4 protein-coding genes are annotated in these 5,728 nt (G+C 66.6%); 3 read left to right on the top strand and 1 reads right to left on the bottom strand.

Annotated features, from left to right (window positions below; genetic code table 11):
* Positions 1–214: 214 nt before the first annotated feature.
* From SGR02S_RS18715 to SGR02S_RS18705, 3 genes are read left to right on the top strand one after another with little or no spacing between them, the layout of a single operon-like run.
* Positions 215–1,741: an NAD(P)/FAD-dependent oxidoreductase gene (locus SGR02S_RS18715; RefSeq protein ID WP_067113648.1), complete on the top strand. Its 1,527-nt coding sequence runs from the start codon at positions 215–217 to the stop codon at positions 1,739–1,741.
* A gap of 24 nt (positions 1,742–1,765) precedes the next feature.
* Complete coding sequence (locus SGR02S_RS18710; RefSeq protein ID WP_067113644.1) at positions 1,766–2,200, top strand: GtrA family protein; 435 nt, start codon at positions 1,766–1,768, stop codon at positions 2,198–2,200.
* On the top strand, positions 2,197–4,020 hold the full coding sequence (locus SGR02S_RS18705; protein ID WP_067113641.1) for a hypothetical protein: 1,824 nt from the start codon (positions 2,197–2,199) through the stop codon (positions 4,018–4,020). Before SGR02S_RS18710 ends, SGR02S_RS18705 begins: the two co-directional genes overlap by 4 nt.
* 21 nt (positions 4,021–4,041) lie before the next feature.
* Here the strand turns inward: SGR02S_RS18705 and SGR02S_RS18700 are convergent, their stop codons facing one another.
* A complete protein-coding gene (locus tag SGR02S_RS18700; protein ID WP_067113638.1) occupies positions 4,042–5,298 on the bottom strand; it encodes a cytochrome P450 in 1,257 nt (418 codons plus the stop codon).
* Positions 5,299–5,728 lie beyond the last annotated feature (430 nt).

The raw sequence follows: 5,728 nt of genomic DNA, 5'->3' as shown, positions 1-5,728 counted from the left end.
CCCAACCCGTTTCACGGGCCATGGTCTGCTCCCGAATGAAAAGCGGCGCAAAGTGGAAGGCCCAGCCATGGATGCCGAAGCAGGCCGGCCTGGGGAAGCCTGAATTCCCGCGGGCATCGGACAGCCACGCCCCAAATCCTACCGCCCCGTTAACCAGTTTTTAGGGCCGCTGCGCCACAGCGGTGGGTGAACATGGGCTGCGTGGGGAATTTCGATGCCTGACAATCAGAACGGGCCGACCAGCGCCGACGTCGCGATCATCGGCGCCGGGCCGGCGGGATTGACCGCCGCCTATCTGCTCACGAAGCAGGGCTATCGGGTGACGGTGATCGAGAAGGACCCCGTCTATGTCGGCGGGATCAGCCGCACCGTCGAGCATGACGGCTTCCGCTTCGATATCGGCGGGCATCGCTTCTTTTCGAAAGCCCAGGAGGTCGTCGATCTGTGGAACGAGATTCTGCCCGACGATTTCATCCAGCGCCCGCGGATGAGCCGCATCTATTACGAGGGCCGCTACTATTCCTACCCGCTGCGCGCTTTCGAGGCGTTGTTCAACCTCGGCATCGTCCGCTCGGCGCTGTGCATGGCGAGCTATGCGAAGGCGAAGCTCTTGCCCAACCGGACCGTGCGCAGCTTCGAGGACTGGACGGTGAACCAGTTCGGGCACAAGCTCTATTCGATCTTCTTCAAGACCTATACCGAAAAGGTGTGGGGGATGCCGTGCGACGAGATGTCGGCCGACTGGGCGGCGCAGCGCATCAAGGGGCTCAGCCTCGGCGCCGCGGTGCTCGACGGACTCAAGCGCAGCCTTGGCCTCAGCAAGGCGCCGAATGACGGCATGGCGGCCAAGACCCTGCTCGAAACCTTCCGCTATCCGCGTCTTGGCCCCGGCATGATGTGGGAAGCGGCGCGCGACAAGGTGGTGGCCGGCGGCAACCATGTGTTGATGGGCCACGGCCTCAAACAGCTTTCCCAGGACCAGAAGACCGGCCGTTGGCGCCTGACCGCGACCGGTCCCGACGGCGATGTGGTGATCGACGCCGATCATGTGATCAGCTCGGCGCCGCTGCGCGAACTCGCGGCGCGTCTCCATCCGCTTCCGGCCGCCGCGCTGACCGCGGCGCCCAGCCTCAAATATCGCGACTTCCTGACCGTCGCGCTGAAAATCCGGTCGAAGGACCTGTTCCCCGACAACTGGATCTATATCCACGACAGCAAGGTCAGGGTGGGCCGGGTCCAGAACTTCCGCAGCTGGTCGCCGGAGATGGTGCCCGATCCCGACCTCGCCTGCGTCGGCCTCGAATATTTCTGCTTCGAAGGCGACGGGCTGTGGTCGTCGAGCGACGCCGATCTCGTCCGCCTCGCGACCGACGAGATGGCGATCCTCGGCCTGTGCAGGGCGGAGGATGTCGTCGGCGGGGTCGTGGTGCGGCAGGAAAAGGCCTATCCGGTCTATGACGATGATTATGCTGCGCATGTCGCGGCGCTGCGCACCGAGCTGGAGGCGCGCTATCCGACGCTGCACATGGTCGGGCGCAACGGCATGCACCGCTACAACAACCAGGATCATGCGATGATGACCGCGATGCTGACGGTGCGCAACATCGCCGCCGGCGCGCGCGTCTACGACATCTGGGGCGTCAACGAGGACGCCGAATATCACGAGAGCGGCGCCGAGGGCGAAGGCGCGGCCCTGGCCTCGGTCCGTGCCGTTCCGGTCCGCGCCGCGCGGGCGGCCTGATGGCCGGCCGGGCGGAATGACGTCATGCCGCAACCGCTCGCCCTTCTGATCGGCGCCGTCCGCCGCGGCGATGCCCGGTGGATCGGCTATCTGTTCGCGAGCGTGCTCGCGCTCGGCTGCGACGCCGGGCTGTTCCTGCTGCTGCTCGGCGCCGGGCTCGAACCGGTGGCGGCCTCGGCGCTCGGCTACGGTCTCGGGATCGCGGTGCACTGGCTGGTGTCGAGCCGCCTCGTCTTCGCCGACAGTGCCGCGGCGCGCGGGACCGGCGAGCGACATCGGCAGAAGATGCTGTTCGTCGGCTCGGCGCTCGCCGGCCTTGCGATTACCACGGCCGTCGTCGGCATCGGCATCGGCTGGGGGCTCGATCCGCGGATCGCAAAGCTTGCGGCGATCGCGATCAGTTTCCAGACGACCTATCTGCTGCGCCGGCACATCGTCTTCCGTCCGGGCCGCGCATGAACGCGGATGATCGCCGGCCACGCTTCGGAAACTGGCTGACGCCGGTCCGGTTCGCGCTGCTCCTCTGGGCGCTCGCGCACGCCATGATCTTCGCAAACCACTGGCCAGAAACCACAGCCCTCCTCCTCGGCGACACCGACGATGCGATGCGGATGGTCCAAGTACGCGACCTCATCGCCGGACAAAACTGGTGGGATCTCACTCAATATCGCATAAATCCAGCGGGCGGCGGGGTACTGATGCACTGGTCGCGGATCGTCGACATTCCGCTCGCGGGCGGAATTCTGTTGCTCAGGCCCCTGATTGACCAGCCCCTTGCTGAACAGGTAGTGATGGCGCTGTGGCCACCGCTGCTGCTCAGCACACTGTTCGTCGCCGTCTCGCTCGGCTTTCGAGGCCTGTCGGACTGGCGCATTGCTTGGGCCGCGCCCTTATACCTGATCTTCTGCATCTATATCATCGCGCAATTCCGCCCGTTGCGCATCGATCATCACAGCTGGCAGATTCTTCTCGCGATGCTGATCCTCTGGCACGCCCTGCGTCCCGTGAGTCGTGGCGCAGGGCTGTTCGGAGGGTTGTTTGCGGCGATGCTGCTTGCGGTGTCGATTGAGGGGGGGGTGTTTGCGGGGTGTTTTGCGGCGATCGTGGCGTTGCGCTGGGCGCTGGGCGGGGGTGCGGCCGAGCGGGCGCGGCTGACGGGTTACATGACGGGGCTCGCCGGCGGTGCGGTCCTGCTCCAGTTCGCGACGCGCGGGCCCGCCGGCCTTGTCGGACGCTGGTGCGATTCGCTGTCGGCGCCCTATCTGGTGGCGCTTGTCGTCGCGGCCGCAGGCACCGCCGGCGTCGTCGCGCTGCGACCGGAGCGGCGCATCGTGCGTTTCCTGCTGCTCGGGGCCGTCGCGGCCCTCGCAGCGGCCGCGCTGGTCGGCACGGCGCCGGAATGCGCGCGCGGTCCCTTCGCCACGCTCGACCCGATCGTCGTCCAATATTGGTACCGCACCGTCCTCGAAGGCCAGCCCGTCTGGGCGTCGGGCGGACAAAGCATCGTCTTCGTCGTCGTGCCGTCGCTGCTCGGGCTCGTCGGGACGCTGCTCGCCTGGCGCAGCGCGCGCACCGCGGCGGAACGCCGCGACTGGATCACCATCGCCATCGCGCTGACCGCCGCCGCGCTGCTGTCGCTGCTGGTGCTGCGCAGCGTATCGACGGCGCATCTTTTCGCCTTGCCCGGCTGCGCCTGGATCGGCCTGCGCATATGGGACCGCGCGCGGGCGCTGCGCGCGATGCCGCTGCGGCTGGCGGCCTCGGCGCTCGCGATCTTCAGCCTGCCGCTCTTCGCCAGCATGGCGGTGGCGGTGCCGCTCGCCATCGCCTTTCCCTTCTTTCGGTCCACGGATCAGGGTGTCACGTTCGATTCGGTGGAAGGGGCTTGCCTCGATCCGGCCAATATCGCGGCGCTCGACCGGCTCGACCCGGCGGTGATCCTCGCACCGATCGACCTGGGCGCGCCGCTGCTTTTCTGGACGCACCACAGCGTCGTCGCGACGCCGCATCACCGCAACCGGGAAGCGATGGCCGACACGATCCGCGCCTTCGTCGGCGATCCGGACGCGGCCGAAACGCTGGTCCGCCGGCAGCGGGCGACGCTGGTGGTCGTCTGCCGCGGCGCCAATGATTTCGGCCTGTATCGGCGCGGGCGCCGTGACGGGCTCGCCGCGCAGCTTGCGGCCGGGCGGCCGCCCGCCTGGCTCGAACCGCTGCCGATCGGCACTGGGACCGGGCTCGGCGTCTGGCGCGTCAGGGCGCTGCCACGCCAGCCGTAGCCCGCGTAGCCGGGCCGGGGGTCAGTAGCGTTCGAGCTCGACCTGCATGTGGCGATAGCCGTGGACGAAGCAGGCATTCACCCGCTCGGGCTCGGCCAGCACGTTGACGCGCAGGCGCCGCTTCTGCATCTCGGAGATCAGCGCAGTGAGCTGAAGCTCGGCGACGCGGGCGCCGACGCAGCGGTGGATGCCGTACCCGAAAGCCAGATGGCGGCGCGCATTCTCGCGATCGACGATGATCCGGTCGCCGTCGGGAAAGACGCTCTCGTCGCGATTCGCCGAGGCGTACCAGAGCGCGATCTTGTCGCGCTTGCGGATCTGGTGCCCGAACAATTCGGTATCCTCGGTCGCGGTGCGGCGCATGTGCGCGAGCGGGGTCTGCCAGCGCAGGATCTCGTGCATCGCATTGACCGCGAGATCGGGATCGTGGTTCGCCTCGAGCTTCGCGCGTTCCCCGGGGAACTGGTGCAGGCCATAGGCATAGGCCGACATCGAATTGCGCGTCGTATCGTTGCCGCCGACGATGAGCAGGATCAGGTTGCCCATGAATTCCTCGTGGCTCATGTGGCTCATCGCGTCGGACTGGAGCATGATCGAGATCAGGTCGTGCTGCCCCGGATTCTGCGCCTTGCGGTCCCACAGCTCCTTGAAGGCGGCGCCCATTTCATAGGCGATGGCGAGCCGCTGCTGCCGTTCCTCGGCGGTGTTGAAGCTTTCGATGTCGCCCAGCGCGTCGGACCAGGCGGTCAGCTTGTGGCGTTCCTCCCACGGGAAATCGAAGAGGATCGCGAGCATTTGCGTCGTCAGTTCGATCGACAGCTTCTCGACCCAGTCGAACGGCTCGCCGACCGGAAGCGAATCGAGCACGTCGCTGGTGCGCTTCAGCGTGTCGGCGCGCATGCGCTCGGTTTCCGAGGGGCCGAAGGCCGGGGCGACGGTGCGACGCTGCGCGGTATGCTGCGGCGGGTCCATCGCGATGAACATCGGCATTGGGACCTCGCCCTCCTGCAGATGCTCGACGCCGTCGCCCGCGACGGTGATGCCGCCATATTCCCACGAGGAGGAGAATATCTTGGGCAGCGCCTCGACATGCTGGATCGGCTTGTAGGTCGTCACCGACCAATAGGGACCGAACTTTGAATCCTCGCAATAATGGATCGGCGATTCGGCGCGCAGGCGCCGCATCGGTTCCTGCCAGCGATCCTCGCGCCACAATTCGGCGCGGGAGACGTCGAGCGGATTCACGGTTTCGGGGGCTTCGCGGATCACGGTGGCCATGGGGGCAGCTCCTCTCGCGGCCGTCTTCGCGCGGCCGATCGGGTTGCAGAATGCCACTGTTTACAGCTTTGTCAACGACCCTGGGGGAAAGACCCTAGTTGCCTGAATCTGACGTTTGCCCCATCGATCCCGTCATCCCGGGCTTGACCTGGGATCCCGCTTCCTTTCGCGCACGGACGGAGGAAAAGCGGGACCCCGGGTCAAGCCCGGGGTGACGATGAGGACAAAAACTTTGAGTCCACCATATCGGGGTCTGTGGGGGTTCGGGTGCTTGCGGACGCATAGGGGCGTGTCCCCGCGAAGGCGGGGACCCAGTGCGGTGGAACGCAAACCCTGATTTCATACGCTCTGGGCTCCCGCCTTCGCGGGAGCACGTGGTTTTGTTTTGCGAAAAAAACTGAATCTCCACCGGCCATAGAGCATTATATCT

The sequence above is a fragment of the Sphingopyxis granuli NBRC 100800 genome, from assembly GCF_001591045.1.
GTDB lineage: Bacteria > Pseudomonadota > Alphaproteobacteria > Sphingomonadales > Sphingomonadaceae > Sphingopyxis > Sphingopyxis granuli.
The sequence above is the reverse complement of the archived record's forward strand: the minus strand, read 5'-3'. Positions and strand labels throughout refer to the sequence as shown.